The 21,777-nt window shown below is 68.1% G+C and carries 20 protein-coding genes; 10 read left to right on the forward strand and 10 right to left on the reverse strand.

Going from position 1 to position 21,777, the window contains the following annotated elements; genetic code table 11:
• Positions 1–42 precede the first annotated feature (42 nt).
• On the forward strand, positions 43–1,533 hold the full coding sequence (cysS, locus tag IEX72_RS12345) for a cysteine--tRNA ligase (RefSeq protein WP_188787789.1): 1,491 nt from the start codon (positions 43–45) through the stop codon (positions 1,531–1,533).
• A 3-nt stretch (positions 1,534–1,536) separates the two neighbouring features.
• On the opposite strand, the gene IEX72_RS12350 is transcribed toward cysS, so the two are convergent.
• Positions 1,537–1,824 carry a DUF357 domain-containing protein gene (locus IEX72_RS12350; RefSeq protein WP_188787791.1) on the reverse strand — a complete coding sequence of 96 codons (288 nt, stop codon included), beginning with the start codon at positions 1,822–1,824 and terminating at the stop codon, positions 1,537–1,539.
• A gap of 158 nt (positions 1,825–1,982) precedes the next feature.
• Between IEX72_RS12350 and IEX72_RS12355 the strand changes: the two genes are divergently transcribed.
• Positions 1,983–3,095 (forward strand): NAD(P)/FAD-dependent oxidoreductase, encoded by a 1,113-nt coding sequence (locus IEX72_RS12355; protein ID WP_188787793.1) that lies wholly within the window; start codon positions 1,983–1,985, stop codon positions 3,093–3,095.
• Between the two features lie 271 nt (positions 3,096–3,366).
• Positions 3,367–4,791: an MATE family efflux transporter gene (locus tag IEX72_RS12360; RefSeq protein WP_188787795.1), complete on the forward strand. Its 1,425-nt coding sequence runs from the start codon at positions 3,367–3,369 to the stop codon at positions 4,789–4,791.
• A 66-nt stretch (positions 4,792–4,857) separates the two neighbouring features.
• Here IEX72_RS12360 and IEX72_RS12365 read toward each other — a convergent pair whose 3' ends face one another.
• From IEX72_RS12365 to IEX72_RS12385, 5 genes are read right to left on the reverse strand one after another with little or no spacing between them, the layout of a single operon-like run.
• Positions 4,858–5,208 carry a DUF7268 family protein gene (locus IEX72_RS12365; RefSeq protein ID WP_188787797.1) on the reverse strand — a complete coding sequence of 117 codons (351 nt, stop codon included), beginning with the start codon at positions 5,206–5,208 and terminating at the stop codon, positions 4,858–4,860.
• Complete coding sequence (locus IEX72_RS12370) at positions 5,201–6,118, reverse strand: ABC transporter permease (protein ID WP_188787799.1); 918 nt, start codon at positions 6,116–6,118, stop codon at positions 5,201–5,203. The genes IEX72_RS12365 and IEX72_RS12370 overlap by 8 nt, the downstream gene beginning before the upstream one ends.
• Positions 6,115–7,128, reverse strand: coding sequence for an ABC transporter permease (locus tag IEX72_RS12375; RefSeq protein ID WP_188787801.1), 1,014 nt, complete (start codon positions 7,126–7,128; stop codon positions 6,115–6,117). The genes IEX72_RS12370 and IEX72_RS12375 overlap by 4 nt, the downstream gene beginning before the upstream one ends.
• Positions 7,129–7,162: 34 nt before the next feature.
• Positions 7,163–8,869, reverse strand: a complete 1,707-nt coding sequence (locus tag IEX72_RS12380) for an ABC transporter substrate-binding protein (protein ID WP_188787803.1) — start codon at positions 8,867–8,869, stop codon at positions 7,163–7,165.
• A 55-nt stretch (positions 8,870–8,924) separates the two neighbouring features.
• Positions 8,925–11,648: an ABC transporter ATP-binding protein gene (locus IEX72_RS12385; RefSeq protein WP_188787804.1), complete on the reverse strand. Its 2,724-nt coding sequence runs from the start codon at positions 11,646–11,648 to the stop codon at positions 8,925–8,927.
• 370 nt (positions 11,649–12,018) lie between these two features.
• Between IEX72_RS12385 and IEX72_RS12390 the strand changes: the two genes are divergently transcribed.
• On the forward strand, positions 12,019–12,693 hold the full coding sequence (locus IEX72_RS12390) for an HAD-IIB family hydrolase (RefSeq protein WP_188787806.1): 675 nt from the start codon (positions 12,019–12,021) through the stop codon (positions 12,691–12,693).
• A 265-nt stretch (positions 12,694–12,958) separates the two neighbouring features.
• On the opposite strand, the gene IEX72_RS12395 is transcribed toward IEX72_RS12390, so the two are convergent.
• Positions 12,959–13,162: an HEWD family protein gene (locus tag IEX72_RS12395; RefSeq protein WP_188787807.1), complete on the reverse strand. Its 204-nt coding sequence runs from the start codon at positions 13,160–13,162 to the stop codon at positions 12,959–12,961.
• Between the two features lie 78 nt (positions 13,163–13,240).
• On the opposite strand from IEX72_RS12395, the gene IEX72_RS12400 reads away from it, so the two are divergent.
• Positions 13,241–13,795, forward strand: a complete 555-nt coding sequence (locus IEX72_RS12400; RefSeq protein WP_188787809.1) for a class I SAM-dependent methyltransferase — start codon at positions 13,241–13,243, stop codon at positions 13,793–13,795.
• A gap of 106 nt (positions 13,796–13,901) precedes the next feature.
• Complete coding sequence (locus IEX72_RS12405) at positions 13,902–14,051, forward strand: DUF7129 domain-containing putative zinc-binding protein (protein WP_188787811.1); 150 nt, start codon at positions 13,902–13,904, stop codon at positions 14,049–14,051.
• Positions 14,052–14,112: 61 nt separating this feature from the next.
• Here IEX72_RS12405 and IEX72_RS12410 read toward each other — a convergent pair whose 3' ends face one another.
• Positions 14,113–15,024, reverse strand: a complete 912-nt coding sequence (locus IEX72_RS12410) for a DUF368 domain-containing protein (RefSeq protein ID WP_188787865.1) — start codon at positions 15,022–15,024, stop codon at positions 14,113–14,115.
• Between the two features lie 211 nt (positions 15,025–15,235).
• Between IEX72_RS12410 and aglM the strand changes: the two genes are divergently transcribed.
• The 3 genes from aglM (at position 15,236) to IEX72_RS12425 (ending at position 18,790) form a co-directional block, all read left to right on the forward strand.
• Positions 15,236–16,528 (forward strand): UDP-glucose 6-dehydrogenase AglM, encoded by a 1,293-nt coding sequence (gene aglM, locus IEX72_RS12415; protein ID WP_188787813.1) that lies wholly within the window; start codon positions 15,236–15,238, stop codon positions 16,526–16,528.
• Between the two features lie 214 nt (positions 16,529–16,742).
• Entirely contained in the window at positions 16,743–17,522 is a 780-nt protein-coding gene (locus IEX72_RS12420; RefSeq protein ID WP_188787815.1) for a DUF7260 family protein, read from the forward strand.
• 89 nt (positions 17,523–17,611) lie between these two features.
• Complete coding sequence (locus IEX72_RS12425; protein ID WP_188787817.1) at positions 17,612–18,790, forward strand: redox-regulated ATPase YchF; 1,179 nt, start codon at positions 17,612–17,614, stop codon at positions 18,788–18,790.
• Between the two features lie 21 nt (positions 18,791–18,811).
• Here IEX72_RS12425 and IEX72_RS12430 read toward each other — a convergent pair whose 3' ends face one another.
• Together IEX72_RS12430 and IEX72_RS12435 are read right to left on the reverse strand one after the other, a co-directional pair.
• Entirely contained in the window at positions 18,812–19,936 is a 1,125-nt protein-coding gene (locus tag IEX72_RS12430) for a pyridoxal phosphate-dependent aminotransferase (RefSeq protein ID WP_188787820.1), read from the reverse strand.
• 169 nt (positions 19,937–20,105) lie between these two features.
• Positions 20,106–20,291 (reverse strand): hypothetical protein, encoded by a 186-nt coding sequence (locus IEX72_RS12435; protein WP_188787870.1) that lies wholly within the window; start codon positions 20,289–20,291, stop codon positions 20,106–20,108.
• A 103-nt stretch (positions 20,292–20,394) separates the two neighbouring features.
• Between IEX72_RS12435 and IEX72_RS12440 the strand changes: the two genes are divergently transcribed.
• A complete protein-coding gene (locus IEX72_RS12440; protein WP_188787821.1) occupies positions 20,395–21,750 on the forward strand; it encodes a DEAD/DEAH box helicase in 1,356 nt (451 codons plus the stop codon).
• The last annotated feature ends 27 nt before the right edge of the window (positions 21,751–21,777 follow it).

A 21,777-nucleotide genomic window follows, 5' to 3' on the forward strand; every position in this document is an offset into this window, starting at 1 on the left:
GTTCCGACGGGTTGAAAACCGCGACCGGTGAAATGGCAGCCGATGACGCTGTCCGTGACCAACACCCTGACGGGGGAGCGCGAGCGCTTCGAGCCGCGGAACGACGACGAAGTCCTGCTCTACGTCTGTGGGCTGACGGTCTCGGACGAGGCACACCTGGGGCACGCTCGACTGTGGCTGCACGCCGACGTGATGCACCGGTGGCTCGACCACGAGGGCTACGACGTCCGGCACGTCGAGAACGTCACCGACGTCAACGAGAAGATTGTCGCGCGGACCGGCGAGCCGGGCGTCGGCGACACCGAACCCGAGGTGGCCGAGTTCTTCACCTCGACGGTTATCCGAGATATGCGCGGGCTGAACCTGAAACGCGCGGAGGTGTACCCCCGCGTCTCCGAGCACGTCCCCGAGATCGTCGACCTCGTAGAGACGCTGATCGACCGCGGGTACGCCTACGAGTCGAACGGCTCGGTTTACTTCGACGTGACCACCTTCGACGAGTACGGCAAGCTCTCGAACCAGGATGTCGAGTCGATCGAGTCCCAGGGCACCGACGTGGCGCGCTCCGAGAAGCGCCACCCCGCTGACTTCGCGCTCTGGAAGGCGGGTGCGGTCGCCCCCGCGGACGTGGCGGAACACCGCGACCCCGACCTCGACCCCATCGAAGAGCCCGGGGGCGAGACGTGGGACGCCCCGTGGGGCGCGGGGCGGCCGGGGTGGCACGTTGAGTGTTCGGCCATGTCGATGACGCATCTGGACGACACCATCGATATCCACGCCGGCGGCCGCGATCTGGTTTTCCCGCACCACGAAAACGAGATCGCTCAAAGCGAGGCCGCGACCGGTCGGGAGTTCGCCCGCTACTGGCTCCACGTGGGGCTGCTCCAGACCGCGGGCGATAAGATGTCCTCCAGCCTCGGGAACTTCCTCACGGTCGACGACGCCCTGGCGGAGTACGGCGTCGACGTCGTGCGGACGTTCTACCTCGCGACGGCGTACCGCAGCGAGCAGACGTTCGGCGAGGCCGAAATGCAGGAGGCCGAAGAGCGGTGGGACCGCTTGGAGCGCGCCTATGACGCCGCGGTCGACGCCTGCGACAGCACCGACGCTTACGCCACCGTCGCGGACGAGGACCTCCGCGACGCCGTCCCCGAGGCCCGGGCGTCGTTCCGGGCGGCGATGAACGACGACTTCAATGTTCGGGAGGCGATGGCGGCGCTGCTGGAACTCGGGACCGCGGTGAACCGCCACCTCGACACCCGCGACCACTACGACTACCGCGCGCTTCGGGAGGCCGTCGAGACTCTTGAGGAGTTCGCGGGCGACGTGTTCGGCCTCTCGCTCGGTGACGGCGCCGCAGACGGCGGTGACGTGAGCGTCGCCGAGGACCTGGTCGAACTGGTGTTGGAGGTTCGGGAGGCCGAGCGCGAGGCGGGCAACTACGGCCGGGCCGACGACCTCCGAGACGAACTGACGGCGCTCGGGATCGAGGTCCAGGACGGCGACGAGGGGCCGACCTACCGGTTCGAGTGATGGTCAGTCGACCGTGAACAGGTCCGTGCCGTCCGGCACCGCGAACAGCCCCATCCGGACCCCGGCGTCGAGCCACCCGTAGCCGTACGAGACCGCCGCCAGCGCGTTCACCGGGTCGCCGTGCTCGCGGAAGTGGCGCCCGTCTTCCAGATACGAAAGCACCATCTCGCGGATCTCGGCGGCGGCATCGCCGAGCGGTGTCGCCGACGGGACGGCGACCTCGGCGGCCGCGAGCGCGTCGGCGAGCATCCCCTCATATCGGTCCGTCTTCTCGTTGAGATCAGCGGGCATACCCGCTCTCGTCGAGCCAGGGCTAAATAGGCCGGCACCGGGCGGCACGAACAGGCAGCAACGAGCCGCGTGGCTGTCAGCGACCCCGGGGATACCGCCGGGCACGCCGCGTACACGACAGCGGAACCTAAAAGAACGCGTCCGACGAAGGAACGAGTATGACAGGACACACAGACGAGGTCGTCGATCATCGACCGCTCATCGTCACGGGTTCGGGGATCGCGGGGCTGTCGGCCGCGATCTACGCCGGCCGGTCGAACAACGACCCGCTGGTCTTCGAGGGGGACGAACCCGGCGGTCAGCTCACGCTGACCACCGAGGTCGACAACTACCCCGGGTTCCCGGAGGGGATCTCCGGGCCGGAGCTCATCCAGAACATGAAGTCCCAGGCCGAGCGGTTCGGCGCGGAGATCGAGAACGGCATCGTGGCGGACGTCGACATCGCCGAGGGAGGCTCAGTGGACAACCGGACGCAGTCCGGTGAGCCGGAGGAGCGCCCGTTCACCGTCCGGCTGACCAACGGCGACGTCTACACCGCCGACGCCGTGATCGCGGCCTCGGGCGCATCGGCGCGAACGCTCGGCATCCCCGGCGAGGACGACCTGATGGGCTATGGGCTCTCGACGTGTGCGACCTGCGATGGGGCCTTCTTCCGCGGGGAGGACATCCTCGTGGTCGGCGGCGGCGACGCCGCGATGGAGGAAGCCGACTTCCTCACCAAGTTCGCGGATACCGTCTACATCGCCCACCGCCGCGAGGAGTTCCGCGCCGAGGACTACTGGATCGATCGGGTGCTGGAGAAAGTCGACGACGGCGAAATCGAGATTATGCGAAACACCGAGGTGACCGAACTCCACGGCAGCAAGGAGGAGGGCCTCGACCACGCCACGTTGGTCTCCCACCCCGAGGGCCACCCCACGGACAAACTCGACGACCCCGACACCGAGACCACCGAGTTCGACGCCGGCGCGGTGTTCTACGCCATCGGCCACACCCCGAACACCGAATACCTGGAGGGAACGGGCGTCGAACTCGACGACGCGGGCTACCTCCACACCCGGGGCGGCGACGGTGGCGGCCAGACCGCCACCGATGTCGACGGCATCTTCGGCGCGGGCGACGTGGTGGATCACCACTACCAGCAGGCCGCGACCGCCGGCGGAATGGGTGTGAAAGCCGCCCTCGACGCCGACGACCACCTCGAAGAGCTCGAACGCGACGCGAGGGCCGCAGCCGGTAGTGACGTCGCGGCCGCAGAAAGCGACGACTAAGACTCACCCTTGTTCCCCTCGCTGAGCGGAGCGAAGCTCGTGAGGCGCTTGCGCCTCAGCGTACCAGCCCCGCTCGCTCTGCCGGCGGTGACCGCCGTGCGTAGCGCGGCGACACACCGTGTCGGCTTCCGGACGCGACGCGGACTCTTGAACCGGAGCGTCGAAGCCGGCACGGTTGTGCGCTTGCCAATCTGACAGCGACGGGGAGTCGGTCCCGGGAGAATCGCCCCGGAACGGAAGCGATTACCCGCGGGCGTTCCTGGACTCACCCGTGTCACGGCTCCGACAGACCGGGTCCGCGCTGGCCCGGAGCCTCGCGAACGCGGGCGTCATCGACGAGCCGCGGCTCCGCGCCACGGTTGATCTGGCGTGGCCCCGGGTCGTCACCGGGTTCGCGATCATGTCCAAGCGGACGGTGGACCTGGCGCTCGTTGGGATCGTGCTCGGGCCGGCGGCCGTTGCGGGGCTGACCCTCGCGAACGCGTTCTGGATGGTCGCGAAGTTCCTCGCGATCGGGCTGGCCGGCGGCACGGTCTCGTTAGTCTCACAGAACTACGGCGGCGACGACGTCGGTCGCGCCGCGACAGTCGTCCGGCTGAGTGTGTTGCTCGCGGTCGCATTCGGGGCCCCGGTGGCCGTGTTTTTGAGCGCCGCCGCCGGCCCGCTGGTCGGACTGCTGGGGGAAAACCCAGCGAGCATCAGATACGGGACGGCATACCTCGCCGTGGTCGCGCCCGGACTGCTGTTCGAGTATCTGAATCTGATCGCCAGCCGGACATACGCGGGGGTGAGCGACACCGTGACCCCGATGGCGGTGCGGGCGGGCGGCGCACTCGCCAACATCGCGCTGTCGGCGACGTTCGTACTCGGGCTCGACATGGGCGTCGTCGGAGCGGCGCTCGGAACGGCGCTTGCGACCGGGCTAGTGACGGTCGTGTTCGCGTGGGGTATGACGGGGCGGAACTACGTCCGCGGGTGGGGAGCGAGCCCCGTGCCGCTCACCCGGTCGGGACCCTGGGCCGACGCCGACCTCCTTCGGCAGATCGCGCGGGTATCGACCCCGCTGGTCGCGCGCCGCGCCGCACAGGGGCTCGCGGTGTTTCCGCTGCTGGCGATCGCAGCGACGTTCGGCCCGGTCGCAGTGGCCGCCATCGGCGTCGGGCGGCAGGTCCGATCGCTGCTGGGGAGTTTCTCGTGGGGCTTTTCGATCGCGGCGTCGACGCTCGTCGGCCAGGAACTCGGCGCGGGCGCGGAGGGCGAAGCCGAGGCCTACGGCTGGGGGATCGTCCGGCTGTCGGCGGTGGTGTACGTGATCGCGGCGGCGGTGGTCGCGGCGTTCGGCGACCCGATCGCGGGGATCTTCGTGAACGACCCCGTCAACCGGGGCCTGTCCGCGCAGTTCGTCCGCGTGGCGGCAGCAAGCGTCGTTGCCCTCGGGGTCGACGGATCGATCACCGGGGCGCTCCGTGGCGCGGGCGACACCCGAGTCCCGTTCCTGGCGACGCTTGCAGGGCTGTACCTCGTCGCACTTCCGGTGGCGTGGCTCGGCACCGTTGCTCCCGCCCTCGGGGTCGGCGGTCTGTTGTTCGCGCTCCTGGCGGAGTACGCGGTGCCGATGGTTGTGAATCTCCGACGGTTCCGGTCAAACCGGTGGAAGACCATCAGCCGGGGGTATCGGCCGACTGCAGGCAACTGAATCGGGTCGAATGTTGCCCGGCGGAACGATCGTCCTCGCGTACCGGGGTCCGAGCGTCCACAGCACTCAGACGCCGACGGCCACTATCGACGCGGCGACCGAGCCGATGACCCACCCGAACCCGGTCCAGGTCAGCACCGCAAACGCCCGGCGCGCGCCGGCCTGAGTCCACTCCGACTCGCCGTCGCGGTACTCCTGCATCCGTTCGACCGACTCCCCGAGTCCGATCGCGCCCGACCACGCGGTGACGCCGAACCCGAACACCAGCGCGCCGAGCGCGAACGCGGTGTCGGTCGCACCCCGCGGGGACGTGACCGCGAGGAGACCCGCGGACGCTGCAACGCCGACCGCGACACCCACGCCCACCCAACGGGCCACGGAGCGGACGACCTCGGCGGGGCCGGCGCCGTCAGTCAACGGTCTCCCGCATCCGCGGGTCAAGCGCGTCGCGCATGCCGTCGCCGAGGAGGTTGAACCCGAGGACGGTCAGCGCCAGCGCGAGTCCCGGGAAGAACGACCACCACCACGCCCCGGAGAACAGTCCGAACTCGACGCCGTTCGACAGCATCATACCCCACGTCGGTTCCCCGGGGCTGGCGCCGAACCCGAGAAACGACAGCGCCGCGATATCGATAATCGCGAGCCCGTAGTTGAGGGTCGACTGGACGGTGATCGGCGCGAGGCAGTTGGGGAGGACGTGCCGGATCAGGAGCCGGGGGTCTGTCGCCCCCAGCGCGCGCGTCGCGTCGGTGTACTCGTCTTCGAGCACTTTCAGCGCGGCCCCACGGACAACGCGGGCGAACCGCGGGGTGTACACAAGCGTCAGCGCGCCGACCGCGCGCCACAGCCCCAACTCCTCCGGGAAGATGGTGACGAGCGCCAGCGCCAGGAGGAGCGACGGGAACGACAGCAGCACATCCATAGTCCGCATGATGACGTTGTCCGTGAGGTCGCCGTAGTACGCCGCGACGATCCCGAGCCCGACGCCGAGCACCGTCGACGCGGCAACCGTGACGGTCCCGTAGAGCACCGCGTACCACGCGCCGTAGAGCACTCGCGGGAAGATATCCCGTGCCTGCCCGTCGGTGCCGAACACGTACTCGGAGCTCGGCGGCGCCTCGTCGGGGTTGACACCGAACTGCGTTGTGAGCAGTGCTTCGAGGTCGTAACTGAAGCGGGCGTAGACCGCCAGGGCGACCACAAGCGCGATGACGGCGAGCCCGGTCACCGCAAGCCGGTTCGACAGGAGCTGTGAGAGGAACGGACTGGCTCGGATCCGCTCGATGATGCCGCGGTCGACCGCCGTGGTTTGGGTTTCGGTGCTCATTGTTCGATTCGGGGGTCGAGAACGGAGTAGGTCACGTCCACGCCGAGGTTGACGAGCGTGTACAGCACCGCGAACACCAGCACTGTCGCCTGCACGACGGGGTAGTCGCTCCGGCTGATCGCGTCGACGAGCAGGGTCCCGATACCGTTGATCTCGAAGACCGTCTCGGTGAGGACCGCGCCGCCGAGCAGGGAGCCGAACTGGATCCCGATCACGGTGATCACGGGGATGAACGCGTTCCGCAGCCCGTGTTTCATGATCGTGATCTTCTCGCCTTGGCCCTTCGCCCGAGCGGTTCGCATGTAATCCTGGCGGATCACTTCAACCATCGAGGAACGCATCATCCGGGAGATCAGCGCCATCTGGTAGATCCCGAGCACGACCACCGGTAGTGCCAGGTGGACGACCGCCGACCGGAACGCCGCGACGTTGCCCGCCAGCAGCGTGTCCACCAGGATGAACCCCGTCTGTGTCTCGACGAAGTACGCCGAGCCGATCCGGCCGCTCGTCGGCAACAGCCCGAGGAACTGCGCGAAAAGCAGGATCAAAAGCGGGCCGCTCCAGTAGATGGGAATGCTGATCCCACTAAGCGCGCCGACACGGGTCAGGTGGTCGGTCAAGGTGTCCTGTCTGACCGCGCTGAGAATGCCGAGCGGCAACCCGAACAGGAGTCCGGCGACCTCGCCCAGCAGCGCGAGTTCGATCGTGATCGGCAGCCGGTTCGCGAGAATCTGGCTCACCGGCGTTCCGCGCTGGATCTGGTAGGACTGCCCGAAGTCGAACGCGGCGACATCGCCGAGGAACCGGACGTACTGCTGCCACAGCGGGTCGTCCAGCCCGAGGTCGCCTCTGACCTCGTTGATGAACTCCTGGCTGGCGCGCTCACCGGCGATTGTGACCGCCGGGTCGCCCGGAGAGAGGTGGAGGATCGCAAACACCACTGTCGCGACCCCGAACAGCACGGGAAACAGGAGCAAGAGCCGTTTCACGAGGAACTGCTTGGAGACCATCAGGGGTGTGTGAGGTGGGCTGGCGCTCCGATCGCTACTCGACCTCGACCTGCTTGAGGTACGGGCCGCCGATGGCGGCGACCACGTAGTTGCTCACGCCGGTGCTGACGCCGCGGACCTCGTCGGCGTAGTCGATGTACACCCACGGGGCCTCGTCGTGCGCGATCTGTGAGGCCTCCTGGTACAGCTCCGCGCGTTCGCCCTCGTCGCTGACCTGCTGGGCCTGGTCGACGAGGTCCATGAACTCGGCGTTGGCCCACGCGGCGTTGTTCCCCGTATTGAAGCCCTCGGTCCCCCAGTCGATCCAGTCCTGCCCCTCGGGCGATTCCACCTGCGGGTGCATGAGGGCGTAACAGAAGTTGTCGGGGTCGGCGTTGTCGGTGAACCACCCGGCCAGCGTCGCGTCGTGGCGCCCCTCGCTGGTGTAGGTGAGGTAATCCGAGAACTGCCGGTCGTCGATCTCCACCTCGATTCCCACCTGCTGGAGGTTCGAGCGGATGGTCTCGGCGGTCGGCAGCGGCGCGGGGTTGTACCCGCGCGGGTTCTGAAACGTCGTCAGCGTGAACGAGAACCCGTCGCCGTACCCCGCTTCCTCGAGCAGACTCTGCGCCTGTTCGGGGTCGTGTTCGTAGGGGCTGATGTCCTCGTTGTGGCCGAACAGCGCCGGCGGGATCGGCTGGTCGGCCTGGGTGGCGATCCCGGAGTAGATGTTCTCGACGATGGTTTGGGTGTTGATCGCGAGGCTGACCGCCCGCCGGACCCGACGGTCGCGGAACGCCTCGACCCGGGAGAGGTTGAACGCCATGTACCCGATGTTGATCCCGGTCGCGGTACGGGTCTCGGCGGTGTCGGAGCCGTCGACGATCTGCATACTGTCGGGGTCGAGCCCGTCGATGATGTCGAGTTCCTCCTCGACGAGCGCCTGTGCGCGCGTTGAGTTCTGGCCGCGAGTGAGGAACAGCACCTCGTCGATGTTGGGCGCGTCGCCCCAGTAGTCGTCGAAGGCCGTGAGCTGGATTCGGTTGTTGGAGTTGTCGAGCGTCTCCAACTCGAAGGGGCCGGTCCCCACCATCGCCTCGTCGAGATCGGTGTCACCCTCGATGGCGTCTTGGGAGACGACCACCGCGGTGAACATGGCGAGGTTCCGGAGGAACGGCGCGTACTCCTGGGTCAGCGTGATCGAAAGCTCGTAGTCGCCCGGCGCGTCGATCGAGTCGATCCAACTCCCCAGCGTGAACGGCCCGTACACCGACGCGTCCTCGAAGTAGTACTCGTACTCCTCGTCGACGAACCGTCGGTAGGTCGCGATGAAGTCGTCGGCGGTAAAGTCCGTGCCGTCGTGGAACGTAACGTCCTCTCGGAGGGTCACGGAGACGGACTGGCCGTCGACCGACCAGTCGGTCGCCAGCGACTCCGTGAGCGCCGCCTCGCCCGGCTCGAACGCGATCAGCCCCTCGTAGGCCTGGTTTGTCACCTTCGCGACCTCGCCGCTGGTGGTGTTCTGCGGGTCGAGGGTACTGGAGTGGGCGCCGCGGCCGTACCGGAGGGTCTGGGTGTCGCCACCGCCACCGCCGCTGTCGGCTTCGGTCTGGGTGTCGTCGCCCCCGCCGTCGTCGGCTTCGGTGTCGTCACCACCGCCGCCACACCCTGCGAGAGAGGTTATTGACGCTGTTGCGACGGTCGCGCCGCCGGCAGTCTTGAGGAAACTACGCCTGGAGGTCTCGTCCGCTTCGCGGGACATACTGGGGGTAAATACACCTATATAGTTAATATTACTGGATCCAAACGGAAAATAATCATTGTTTGTCGGTGTAGAGGTGACACGAAACCGGGTGGTCGTCGTCTGACAGCGACGGACGGTCACACTCACACACACTCTCGAAGGTCTCACGCAGTACCCCACGCGCGTCGTCCCACCGCTTCTGCGCGACGAGATCGAACGACCGGGCAACGGCGTCCCGGGCCTCGCCGGTGAGCGGGCCGTCGAAGAACTGCTCGAACAGCGCGGCGTGGTCCCCGCCGTCGGCGACGGCCCGCGTCGCATCGACCGCTGCCTCGGCGTCCGCCGCGATCGCGTTGAGATCGACGTCGCCGGCCTCGACGCGCTGCCGGTAGAACATCACCTCCCGGTACCGCTCCTGGTCGATGTCCAAGTCTGCCGGCGGGATCACCGATGGACACCGGGTCCGGAACCGACACCCCGACGGCGGATCGATCGGGGAGGGCACGTCGCCTTTCAGAATCGTGCGATCGCCCGTCGACGCGAGTGGGTCAGGGTCCGGGATCGCCGAGAGCAACGCCCTCGTGTAGGGGTGTTTGGGGTCGTCGAACAGGGTCTCGGTCTCGGCGACCTCCGCGATCTCCCCCAGGTACATCACCGCAACCCGGTCGGAGATGTGCCGGACCACGCTCAGGTCGTGGGCGATGAACAGGTAGGTCAGCCCGAATTCCTCCTGAAGATCCTCGAGCAGGTTGATTATCTGTGCCTGTACCGAGACGTCGAGCGCCGACACCGGCTCGTCGGCGACGATGAAGTCGGGGTCGACCGCGAGCGCTCGCGCGATCCCGACCCGCTGGCGCTGGCCGCCCGAGAGCTCGTGGGGGTAGCGGTCGTACTGGCCGCGTTCGAGCCCGACGGACTCCATCAGCTCGAACACCCGCTGCCGGCGGCCGCCCTTCGCCAGACCGTGGATCTTCAGCGGCTCCATAATGGTCTGGCCAGCGGTCATCCGGGGGTCGAGACTCGACATCGGGTCCTGGAACACCATCTGCACGTCCTTCCGCCGCTCCCGCAACTCCGACTTCGAGAGGCCGCCGAGGTCCTCGCCAGCGAAAACCACCCGGCCGTCGGTCGGCGGGTCCAAGTGGAGGATGGCCCGACCGGCGGTCGACTTCCCACACCCCGACTCACCCACTAGCCCGAGGGTTTCGCCCTCGTGGACGTCGAGATCGATGCCGTCAACCGCCCGCACGCTGGGGTTGCCGCCGCCGACCACCCTGTCGAGGACGCCGTCGTCCTGCTCGTAATACTTCCGCATCCCCTCGACCTCGACGAGGGGATCACCGATCTCGGTGTCGGTCGCGGCGGCGACGCCGTCGGTCCCGTAGGCGGTCTTGTCGAACGACTCGTGGATACATTTCGAGCGGTGGTCGGCGTCAGCGGGGCCGTGCTGGAGTTCGGGGATCTCCCCCTCCCGACACTCCGCTTCCGCCCACGGACACCGCGGCGCGAAGTGACACCCGTCGGGCATGTCGATCAGGTCGGGGACGTTCCCCTCGATCGGGGTGAGCCGCTCTTTCTCCTCGGTCGGCACCGACTCGAGTAGGGTGTACGTGTACGGGTGCGAGGGGTTGTGAAAGATCTCCTCGACCGGCCCCTCCTCGACGATCTCGCCGGCGTACATCACCGCCACCCGGTCGCAGGTTTCGGCGACGACACCCAGATCGTGGGTGATCATGAGTACCGACATCCCCAGATCCGACTGGAGGTCGTCGATCAGATCCAGGATCTGCGCCTGTATGGTGACGTCGAGGGCGGTGGTGGGCTCGTCGGCGATGAGGAGGCTGGGCTGACACGCCAGCGCGATCGCGATCAGCACCCGCTGGCGCATCCCGCCGGAGAACTCGTGGGGGTAGTCGTCCAACCTGGCTTGTGCCTCCGGGATACCGACCTCCCGAAGCATCTCTACGACCTCGGCCATCACCTCCTCGTCACCGCTCCGGCCGCCGATCTTCGGCAAGATCTCTCGGATCCCGTTGCGCCAGTTGTCGGACTTCTGTCCGCCGTGTCGGTGGAGCCGCAGGGATTCGGCGATCTGCTCGCCGACGGTCACCGCGGGGTTCAGCGAGGTCATAGGATCCTGGAAGATCATCCCCATCTCCCCGCCGCGGATCCGCCGAACCGCCTCCTCCGGCGCGGCGGTCACGTCGATCACGCCCTCGTCGATCGCCAGAGCTCCCGGGTCGGCGCCGTCGTTGAGCCGGGCGCGGGCGCTGTCGTCGACGTACACGAAGCCGTCGGTGGCGTCGTCGACGGCCGACGCGAGCGACACCCCGACGGCTTCGGGGTCGGTGCGGCCGTCCAGGTCGTCGGCCGACGCCCGGAGCGCCGACCCGAGTCCCGCCGGATCCGCGCGGTTGTCGAGGTCATCTGCGATCCCGCGGAGCTCGCGGGGGGCGTCCCGAACGCCCTCGCGGGCCCGGAGGTCGTCTGCGATGGCGTACACCGCATCGATCAGCTCGAACGGATACGCCACGAGACCGCGGTCGAACTCGTCGAGCAGCCGGCCTGCCAGGCCGGCGCTGCGGAACGTAACCCGGCCGTCGACGATCTCGCCGGGGTCGTCGATCAGGTCCATGGCGGAGAGGGCCGTGACGCTCTTGCCGGAGCCAGACTCCCCGACGAGACCGACTGTTTCGCCCGGTTCGATGTCGAGGTCGATGCCGTCGACAGCCCTGACGGCACCCCGCTCGGTCCTGAACTGCGTTCGGAGATTCGAGAGTGAGAGGAGGTCGGTCACTGGTTGGCGTTGTCGGTGGAACAGAAAAATAGCTTGTGGACCACCGGGGGCGTTTCACCGTTCGGTAGCGCGGAGACCCCGTCCTCAGCGAGCGAAGCGAGCAGGCCGGGAGGAAGCGCGTTCGCACAGGTTCACGCGGTACTGTTCAGATAAGACCGAAAGCGGGGAGAGAGTCTCGGAGATGGCCTCGAAAGCCCCCGCGGTCTCGGCTCCCGCGACCCGCTGTCGCTGTCGCTCGAAACACGCTCGCGTCTTTCGTGATCACGCATCGCTTGTCTGAACACTGCCGTTCTCACCAGTCCCATCCCGAGTGAACAGCACCGTTGGGGGAGTCGCAGGGCATTTGCCGCTCCGCCGCGAACCCGTAGCGATGACCGCCGACACCCCGCCGCTCGCGCTCGACATTGACGGCACACTCACCGACGGCTCCGGACGCCTCGACCCCCGGACGTTCGAGTACCTCCCGGAGTGGGATGCGCCGGTGGTGCTCGCTACCGGAAAGGCGTTCCCGTACCCGGTGAGCCTGTGTCACTACTTCGGGATCGACCCGACCGTGATTGCAGAGAACGGCGGCGTCGTCCTAGCCGACGGGGAAGTCTCCTACCAAGGCGACCCGGAACGTGCCGCCGACGCGGTGGCCGCCTTCGAAGAGCGGGGTGGCGACCTGGAGTGGCCGACGTTCGATGCGATCAACGAGTGGCGGGAGACCGAGATCGCCGCAAACGTGTCCGCCGACGAGGAGCTGTTTCGGTCGGTCGCCGCGGAGTACGGGTTGGAAGTGTTCGACACCGGCTACGCTTACCATATCAAGACCCCCGGCGTCGAGAAGGGGGTCGGCCTCCGCGCGGTCGCAGACACCTTGGATACCGATCCAACGGAGTTCGTCACCGTCGGCGACAGCGTCAACGACGTGTCGATGTTCGAGGTCGCGGGGCGGTCGTTCGCGGTCGAAAACGCCGACGACGCCGCCAAGGCGGCGGCCGAGACGGTCGTGGAGGGGTCGTACTTCGACGGGACGGCGTCGGTGCTCGACTCGCTGCGGTGACCCACGATCCAGGGAGTGACTCAACAGGACCCGGCGCTTCCGGACGGGCGGGGCCGTTGCTGACCTGATCTGTGACCGCATCGGCCGTGCGGCGTCCTGCGCGACTATCGGCCGAGGGTTGTCCAGAACCGACGATCCGGTCCGGCGCGACCACGCGGTCGCGTCGGCCGGCGGACGGGGGACCGACACCGACACCGACACGGTCGAACCCGTGTCGGGTTGGCGCTGCTGTCCCACGCCGACGCCTGTATGCGTCGCGGAGACGCTACCCCTCGACGGCGTCGCGACGCCCGGCGAACGGCGCGAACGACCCGTTGATGTCCCACTCGTGGATACAGTGAAGGCTGCCGACCCGCGGGCCGTCGTCCCCCGACGCCACACGCCACGCGCCCGAATCCTCGTCCCAGACTTCGGTGCGGTCGCACAGCTCACACGACCGTTTGTTCGGGGTTCGGAGTGTCCGTGTCATACCCGACCTCGGGGGTGGAGCGTGTTAATCCTAACTCCACCGGCGAAGTGTTTTAGCCGTCCCCGTTGGAGTTAGGGTATGGGGTTTCACACGTTCTCGATCGACCGCGCCGACGACCTCGAGAGTCCGGACCGCTACCGGTACGGGTCCAGGGAGGAGCTGTTGGGCGCGCTCGATCCCGGCGCCGGCGACGTGGTCGCGGACATCGGCAGCGGAACGGGCTTTTACACCGACGAGATCGCGCCGCACGTCGGCCGGATGTACGCGGTCGACGTCCAACCGGAGATGCACGACCGCTATCGCGAGAACGGGCCGTCGAACAACGTCGAGTTCGTGACCGCGGAGGCGTCGTCGCTCCCGTTCGACGACGACGAACTCGACGCCGCGGTGTCGACTATGACCTACCACGAGTTCGCCACCGACGCCGCGCTCGCGGAGCTCGCACGGGTGATCCGCCCCGGCGGGCGGGTTGTCACGCTGGATTGGTCGGGGAAGGGACCCGGGGTCGACGGCCCGCCGGTTGGCGAGCGGTTCGGGCTCGGTGACGCCGTCGACGCGTTCGAGACGGCCGGGTTTCGGACCGTCGACGCGGCGACCCGCGTCGAGACGTTCCGGCACACGGCTGTGCGGTAGCGGGCGAACACACACGTACGTCGAATCCGTCCTGCAATCGACTACAACATGTAGCATTATCTCTCGATAGGGTAACAATTATCACGACCTGCCCCCTGTACAGGGTATGACATTGTACAACGGCGAAGTCGACCCGTACCAGCCCGAAGAGGGCTACTACGAGTGTCTGGAGTGTGGAGCCCGCGGAGAAAGCGACGGCGAGTGTGAGGGTTGCGGCAGCGACGCGCTCGTGAACATCGCGGTCCCACGGGAGTAACCACCCGCCGTCCACACACGCTGCCGTCCGGCCCCCTCCGCGCGTTCGCGCCGACGGCCAGTCAGCGCTCGCCGTCGATATCGGCGAGACCGGTGTAGCGCTCAAGTAGCAGTACGAGGACTGCACCGACCACCGCGGCGGCCGCGAACGTCGCGACCGCGGTCGGGGTCCAGGATCGCCCGAGTGCGACCAGCCGACCGGTCGTGCGAGCGACTGGCGCGCGGAGCGCCCCCGCGATCAACGCTACGAGGAACGCAAGCGTCGTTGCGCGGTCGCGGTCGAGCGCCCGCCTGACGGCGTGGGCTACGGAGAACAACCCGACGAACGCGCCGGCGACGAACGCGATGACCACGGCCCCGTTTTCCGCGACCGGCTCGACGGGGCCGCCGACTACGACCCCGAGCAGGCCGTCGACGAACGCCGACAGCGTCCCCGTCAGGTAGGTGTACTGCCCGAGGATGATGAGGAGCAGCGACCCCGAGATCCCGGGGAGGATCATGGCGCTGACTGCGATCGCGCCCGCCAGGACCGTCACGGGGAGGCTCTGTCCCAGCGCCGCGGCGGCCTCCCCGGAAACCACGAACGCGAGCGAGAATCCGACGACGACAGCGGCCACGCGCCGGGGGGTACTGAGGCTGACCTCCGAGAGCAACACCCACGCCGAGGCCGCGATGAGGCCGAAAAAGAACCCGAACGTGACTACCGGCGCGTTCTGGATGCCGACGTGGACCACCCGAGTCACCGTCAGGATCGCGGTGAATACGCCGGCGACCAAGACGAGGAGGAACCTGGCGTCGATCGCCCGCAGCGCGTCGGCGGCGTCGCCCCGACGGTCCGGGAAGACACCGACCGCAACGGTGTAGAGCCGGGCGGGTGAGACCGCTGTGATCGCGGCGATCAGCCGCTCGTAGATCCCGGTGATCAGGGCGATCGTCCCCCCGGAGACGCCGGGGACGGCGTCGGCAGCGCCCATGGACAGGCCCTTCAGATAGACGACGACCCACGCGGTGTCCGCGGCGCCACCCGCGACTCCGGTGGCCCGTTCCGGGTGGTCGTCGTCGCCGCCCGGCCGGTCGCGCTCGTTCGACATACCCACCCGTTCGGGAGCCTCCTACTCCGGGCTTTCGTTTTTACCGGCCAGCCGGACGCGAACGTTGAAACCCACGGCCGGCGTTCGGCCGGGTATGCGCATCAGCATCGTCGGCAGCGGCTATGTCGGAACGACGATCGCGGCGTGTTTCGCCGACGTCGGCCACGACGTAGTCAACATCGACATCGACGAGGGGATCGTCGCGTCGCTCAACGACGGCCAGTCGCCGATCCACGAGCCCGGGTTAGACGAGTTGGTCGCCGAACACGCCGGAGAGGGGCTCCGTGCCACGACCGACTACGCCGCGGTGACCGACACCGAGGTGACGTTTCTGGCGCTTCCGACCCCCGCAGAGGACGGTGGCCACATCGACCTCTCGGTCACGAAGTCCGGTGCACGGTCGCTCGGGGCGGCGCTCGGCGAGTCCGACACCGACCACGTCGTAGTGACAAAGAGCACGGTCGTTCCCACCACCACCGAGGGGACTATCGCACCGATCGTCGCCGAGGAGTCGGGGATGAGTGTCGGCGACGACCTCCACGTCGGGATGAACCCCGAGTTCCTCCGGGAGGGAAGCGCCGTCTCCGACTTCCTCGGCCCCGACAAGGTGGTCCTCGGCGCCGAGACCGACCGCGCGCGGGAGGCGCTTCGGGGCGTGTTCGACCCGCTGGTCGAGCGGGCGTCGGACCCGCCGGTGATTGAGACCGGGATCGCGGAGGCGGAGATGATCAAATACGCCAACAACGGCTTTCTGGCGGCGAAGATCTCGCTAGCCAACGATATCGCGAACGTCTGTCGGGAGTACGACGTCGACTCCGAGGCGGTGCTCTCGGCGATCGGCCTCGATCACCGCATCGAGTCGGAGTTTCTCGGTGCAGGCGTCGGGTGGGGCGGGAGCTGTTTCCCAAAAGACGTCGCCGCGATCATCGCGGCCGCCCGCGGTGTGGGATACGAACCCATGATGCTCGAAGCCGCCGTTGAAGTCAACGACCGCCAACCCGTCCGGCTGCTGGATCGGCTCCGCGAGTACGTGGATCCAGCGGGCGCACGCGTCGCGGTGCTCGGCCTCGCGTTCAAGCCCGGCACTGACGACATCCGGAACTCACGGGCGATCCCGCTGGTCGAAGCGCTGTCCGAGGCGGGATCGGACATTGTCGGCTACGACCCGGTCGCGACCGACAACTTCCACGGGCGGTACCCCGACATCGACTACGCCGACTCCGCGGCTGCGGCGCTGGACGGCGCCGACGCCGCCTTGGTGGTCACCGACTGGCCGGAGTTCGCCGACCTCAACGGGGAGTTCGACGCGATGGCGACCCCGGTGGTCGTTGACGGCCGCCGGATCGTCACCCGTCGCGAGGGGATCGTCTACGAGTCGCTGGTGTGAAACAACCACACACCCTCAAGTAGGTGTGACAATGTATCGAGCTTCACCATCGACGTGGACGCAGCCCCCGAACAGCGACTGGAGAACCACCCGGCCGTCGATCGGGTGAAGCCGCCCGACGCGCCCCCGCGGCTACATATCGGTCAGTAGTCGACATCACCGCTCCGGAGGGGTATTATAATCGTTTACGATGGGTTGCCGTCGAGTGCTGCGTATGACCGCGACGGCCGTTCGGACCACAACGGATTCGCGATCGGTACCCGGCGATCTCCGTGCGTGTCTCAACGCTGAACAGCGCGCAGTCGCCGCGGAAGCCGAGGCCTTCGACGCGTTCGTGGACCGGATCCGGGAGATCGAAGCGGAACCACCCGTTCCGAGCGGTGTCCGGGGAATCGCCCACCGGAGCGGTGGGTCCGGGCTCCGCCGGGTCGAAACGGCCTATGCGGAGACCGTGATGAGCGTGTCACACTACGACACTGACTACGGCGACACCTACCGGGAGAGCGTCGTCACGGAGTTCGGTCCGGAAGTCGGCGTCGCGCTGGCAGACGGGCGGCGGTTCCAACCGCACCTCAAGCGGGCCGTCATCGGGACCGCAAACTCCTGTCGGGCGGACCGGGAGTCGTTTCTGGAGACGCTCGAAATCGAGTCCGAGTCGCTCTCGGCGGTCGAGGATGCACTCCGCGGCATCGAGCAGGAACTGCGGGAGTTCGAGTCTGGGTCGGCCTCAACCCGCGGGTACGGCGCGCTCGAAGCGGAGTGGCGTCGACTCGGTGTGATCGCCGAGGAGCTAACCCGGGTGTCGACCACCCGCCAACGGGCGATCATTCGGCAGCGACGCGAGTTCGTTATGCCGTCGGAGGCCCCGGACACCCCGACGTACCTCTACGACGAGTTCGACGACGACTACCCGGTGCTGTCGGTTTGCGTGCGGCTCCACACGCGCGTTCAGCGGTGCAAATCGGACCGGGAGCGCGAGCTCGCCGGGGTGTGACGCCGTTTCGTGAGCGCGTGTCGACTGTCCGCTCAGCCCCCGGAGCCGCGGACGGAAACGTACTTCCCGCCGTCGGCCGTCTCGTCGGTATGCTCTCCGTTGCGCTCGCCGGAAAACCCAACGCGGGCAAGTCTACCTTCTACACGGCGGCGACCATGGCCGACGTCGACGTGGGGAACTACCCGTTCACCACAATCGACCCGAACCGCGGCGTGACCCACGCCCGGACGCGGTGTCCGTGTCTCGACCGCGAGACGCGGTGCGGCAACTGCGAGGCCGGGATCCGGTACGTTCCGGTCGAACTCCTAGACGTCGCCGGGTTGGTCCCCGGCGCCCACGAGGGGCGAGGGCTGGGCAACCAGTTCCTCGACGCGCTGACCGACGCCGACGCCATCCTGTCTGTGGTTGATGCCGCCGGGGAGACGAACGCCGAGGGCGAACCGACTGAGGTTGGCGCCTTCGACCCGCTCGAGGAAGCTGACTTCGTGGAGGCCGAACTCGAACAGTGGCTCGCAGGGATCATCGCGGACAACTGGGAGACCGTTGTGAGAAAGTCCCGATCCCCCGATTTCGACATCGACGACGCGCTCACCGAGATGCTGACCGGGTTCGGCGCCACCGTCTACGACGTTGCGGCGTCGCTGCGGGTGGTCGAGTACCCTCAAGATCCCCAGCAGTGGACCGACGACGACCGCGAGCGACTGGCGCGTGACGTCCGCGAACGCACCAAACCAATCGTGTTGGTCGCCAACAAGGCCGACATCGCGCCGGACGGGAACGTCGACCGGCTGCGCGAGGGGACAACGGTCCCGGTCGCCGCAGCGACCGCCGACGGCGAACTCGCGCTGCGGACGGCCGTCGACGCCGGCGTTGTCGAGTACCACCCGGGCGACGCCGACTTCGACGTGGCGGGTGAGGTCTCCGACGCCCAGCGCGACGGGCTCGAAACCATCCGCGATGTGATGGCCGAACACGACGGGACGGGCGTCCAGACGGCCATCAACACCGCCGTCTACGACACCCTGGATAGGATCACCGTCTACCCGGTCGAAAACGAGACCCGGTGGACCGACGGCAGCGGCGAGACCCTCCCCGACGCCGTCCTCCTCCCGCGGGGGTCGACGCCGAAGGACCTCGCCTACGCTGTCCACTCCGACATCGGCGACGGCTACCTCCACGCGGTCGACGCGCGATCGGACCGCCGGATCGGCGAAGACCACGAACTCGAGGAGGGCGACGTGGTGAAGGTCGTGAGCACCGCGAACTGAAGCTCCGTCGCACCCCGTCGACTACCTGGTGACCGCGTCGTACGCGTCGCTCATCACATCGAGCGCGGCTTCCAGCGACTCCTCGTCGGTCGCATAGGAGAGCCGCGCCTTCCCTCGGCCGGCGTCACCGAACGCCTCGCCGGGGACGACCACGACCCCGCGGTCCAGACACGCGCCGACGAAGCCGTCGGGCACCTCCGGCATACAGTAGAACGCGCCGCCGGGTGTCGGCACGTCCAGTCCGATGTTCCGAAGCCCCTCGACGACGAGGTCGCGCCGGCGACGGAACGAGTCGGTCATCTCGCTCACGAGGTCCTGTGGTCCGGTGAGTGCCGCCTCCGCGGCGAACTGCGATGGCGCGGCCGCACACGCCTGGGCGTACTGGTGGACGCGGAGCATCCGCTCGACCCGTTCGGGGCCGCCCGTGACCCACCCCAGGCGCCAGCCGGTCATCGAGTAGAGCTTCGATGCGGAGTTGACGACCACGACGTTGTCGCGGTCGGCGAACTCGAGCGGGGATCGGAACTCGCCGTCGAAGACGGTGTACTCGTAGACCTCGTCGGAGACGCAGAGGACGTCGTGGTCGTCGGCGATTCGGGCGAACTCCCGGACGTCCTCGGGCGGCGACACCGCGCCGGTGGGGTTCCCGGGGCTGTTCACCACGAACGCCACGGTGTCGTCGGTGATCGCGGCCTCAACCGCGTCGGGGTCGAGCGTGAGGTCGTCGCGGAGCGGGACCGGAACCGGCGTCCCGCCCGCCAACCGAGTCAGGGCGTCGTAGGAGACGAACCCCGGATCCGGGATCAACACCTCGTCGCCGGGGTCGAGGTGAGCTTCCATCACGACGTGGAGCGCCTCCGACCCGCCGGCGGTGGCGATCACGTTCGCGGGGTCGACGTCGACCCCCTGATCCCGGGCGTGTTTGTCAGCGATGGCCTTCCGGAGCGACGCCATCCCCTTGTTCTCGGTGTAGCCGTCGGCGAGACCCTCCCTGATCGCCTCCGCCGCGGCCTCCCGGGCGTGGGCCGGGGCCGCGAAGTCGGGCTGGCCGAGTCCGAGGTTGATGGCGTCGTCGCCGGCGGCCTCGAACACTTCGCGGATCCCGCTGATCGACACGGATTCGACGCGGTCGGAGAACTCCGTCATGTCTGCGAGGGAGAGTGCCACCGAGTTAGGTCTTGCTTCCGAAACCGCGGGCCACAACAGCGACTCACTCGCGGACTTCGCGCAACCGATCGACGTGGCTCACTCGCGGACTTCGCGCAACCGATCGACGTGGCTCACTCGCGGACTTCGTGCAACCGATCGACGTGGCTCACTCGCGGACTTCGCGCAACCGATCGACGTGGCTCATCACGACCGCCAGGGTCGCGTCGGCGTCGGTGTACCCGCGGTCGTAGTCGTCGTGCGCGGCGTCGATGTCGTCGATGACGCCGGCAACGACGTCTTCGGTCGGTTTCGATCCGTTCTCGGCGTCGAGCGTGTCGGCAGCGTCAGTCACACGTCGAACGTCCGCGGCGACGGTGAAAAGTCCGCCGCCACACCGCCGGGGAGCGTCTCCCCGCGGCCGACAGTATATATACGAAGCCGACCCAGAATTGACCGTGCTCACGCTTCGGTACGACGACGGCACCATCCGGCTCGACGGGGTCGACGATGCCGACGTGGCCGTCGAGTCGCTGCCCGGGGTGGCGTGGGACGACCGGGGGCTCGTCGCGCGCACGTCAGCGTACCGGTACGCTGACCTCCGCGACACCCTCGGCGAGCGCGGCGTCGCGTTCGAGGACGAGGTTGCGACCTCAGTCAGCGAACGGCTGTCGGTGTCACACGCCTACGACCTCCGGCCCTACCAGGCGGAGGCGGTGGCGGCGTGGCGCGAGGCGGGCGAGCGCGGTGTGATCGAACTCCCGACAGGTGCCGGCAAGACCGTGGTCGCGGTCGACGCTATCGCCGCGCTGGGGGTCCCGACGCTCGTGGTCGTGCCCACGATCGACCTGCTCGACCAGTGGCGTCGGGAACTCGAAACCGAATTCGACGCGGAAGTGGGGCAGTTCGGCGGCGGCGAGCAGACGGGGGCGCCGATCACGGTCTCGACGTACGATTCGGCGTACCTCCGCGCGGAGGACGTCGGCGGTGACTTCGGGTTCGTGGTCTTCGACGAGGTTCACCACCTCGGCGGGGAGGGGTACCGCGACGCCGCCCGGTTGCTTTCGGCCCCCGCCAGACTGGGGCTGACGGCGACGTTTGAGCGGCCCGACGGCGCCCACGAGGTGGTCGCCGACCTGGTCGGGCCGAAAGTCTACGAGGCGAGCGTCGACGACCTCGCGGGTGAACACCTCGCCGACTACGAGATCCGGCGGATTGAGGTCGCGCTCGGACCCGACGAGCGGGCGGCGTACGAGGACGCCCAGGGAACGTTCGTCGACTACCTGAAGCGGTCGAACCTCTCGCTGCGCAGCGGGTCGGACTACCGGAAGTTGGTGATGCGGTCGGGAAACGACCCGGCGGCGCGGGAGGCGCTGCTGGCGAAACAGCGCGCGCGGCGGATCATGATGAACGCCGACGCGAAAGTAGCGCGGTTGGGGCGACTGCTCGACCGCCACCGCGAGGACCGCGTGATCGTGTTCACCGCCCACACCGACCTCGTCTACCGGCTCTCCGAGCGGTTCCTCCTGCCGGCGATCACCAGCGAGACCGGAGCGGCCGAGCGCCGGGAGATCTTGGAGCGCTTCCGCGAGGGCACCTACACCCGAGTCGTGACCGCGAACGTCCTCGACGAGGGCGTCGACGTCCCCGACGCCAACGTCGCGGTTGTACTCGCGGGGTCGGGGTCGGAGCGGGAGTTCACCCAGCGCCTCGGCCGCATCCTCCGGCCGAACGCGGACGGCGGGCGCGCACTGCTCTACGAGGTGGTGAGCCGGGAAACCGCCGAGGAGCGGGTCGCCGACAGGCGTCGGTGACACCGGGTCCGGGTCCCGAGACGGACG

Source organism: Halobellus salinus (assembly GCF_014646875.1).
GTDB classification, from domain to species: Archaea; Halobacteriota; Halobacteria; order Halobacteriales; family Haloferacaceae; genus Haloquadratum; species Haloquadratum salinum.

Coding starts and splice junctions, on each gene's coding strand:
- IEX72_RS12375 (WP_188787801.1), bottom strand. CDS start 7,128: ATGGTCTCCAAGCAGTTCCTCGTGAAACGGCTCTTGCTCCTGTTTCCC.
- IEX72_RS12370 (WP_188787799.1), bottom strand. CDS start 6,118: ATGAGCACCGAAACCCAAACCACGGCGGTCGACCGCGGCATCATCGAG.
- IEX72_RS12405 (WP_188787811.1), top strand. CDS start 13,902: ATGACATTGTACAACGGCGAAGTCGACCCGTACCAGCCCGAAGAGGGC.
- IEX72_RS12380 (WP_188787803.1), bottom strand. CDS start 8,869: ATGTCCCGCGAAGCGGACGAGACCTCCAGGCGTAGTTTCCTCAAGACT.
- aglM (WP_188787813.1), top strand. CDS start 15,236: ATGCGCATCAGCATCGTCGGCAGCGGCTATGTCGGAACGACGATCGCG.
- IEX72_RS12390 (WP_188787806.1), top strand. CDS start 12,019: ATGACCGCCGACACCCCGCCGCTCGCGCTCGACATTGACGGCACACTC.
- IEX72_RS12425 (WP_188787817.1), top strand. CDS start 17,612: ATGCTCTCCGTTGCGCTCGCCGGAAAACCCAACGCGGGCAAGTCTACC.
- IEX72_RS12410 (WP_188787865.1), bottom strand. CDS start 15,024: ATGGGCGCTGCCGACGCCGTCCCCGGCGTCTCCGGGGGGACGATCGCC.
- IEX72_RS12395 (WP_188787807.1), bottom strand. CDS start 13,162: ATGACACGGACACTCCGAACCCCGAACAAACGGTCGTGTGAGCTGTGC.
- IEX72_RS12420 (WP_188787815.1), top strand. CDS start 16,743: ATGACCGCGACGGCCGTTCGGACCACAACGGATTCGCGATCGGTACCC.
- IEX72_RS12430 (WP_188787820.1), bottom strand. CDS start 19,936: ATGACGGAGTTCTCCGACCGCGTCGAATCCGTGTCGATCAGCGGGATC.
- cysS (WP_188787789.1), top strand. CDS start 43: ATGACGCTGTCCGTGACCAACACCCTGACGGGGGAGCGCGAGCGCTTC.
- IEX72_RS12350 (WP_188787791.1), bottom strand. CDS start 1,824: ATGCCCGCTGATCTCAACGAGAAGACGGACCGATATGAGGGGATGCTC.
- IEX72_RS12400 (WP_188787809.1), top strand. CDS start 13,241: ATGGGGTTTCACACGTTCTCGATCGACCGCGCCGACGACCTCGAGAGT.
- IEX72_RS12355 (WP_188787793.1), top strand. CDS start 1,983: ATGACAGGACACACAGACGAGGTCGTCGATCATCGACCGCTCATCGTC.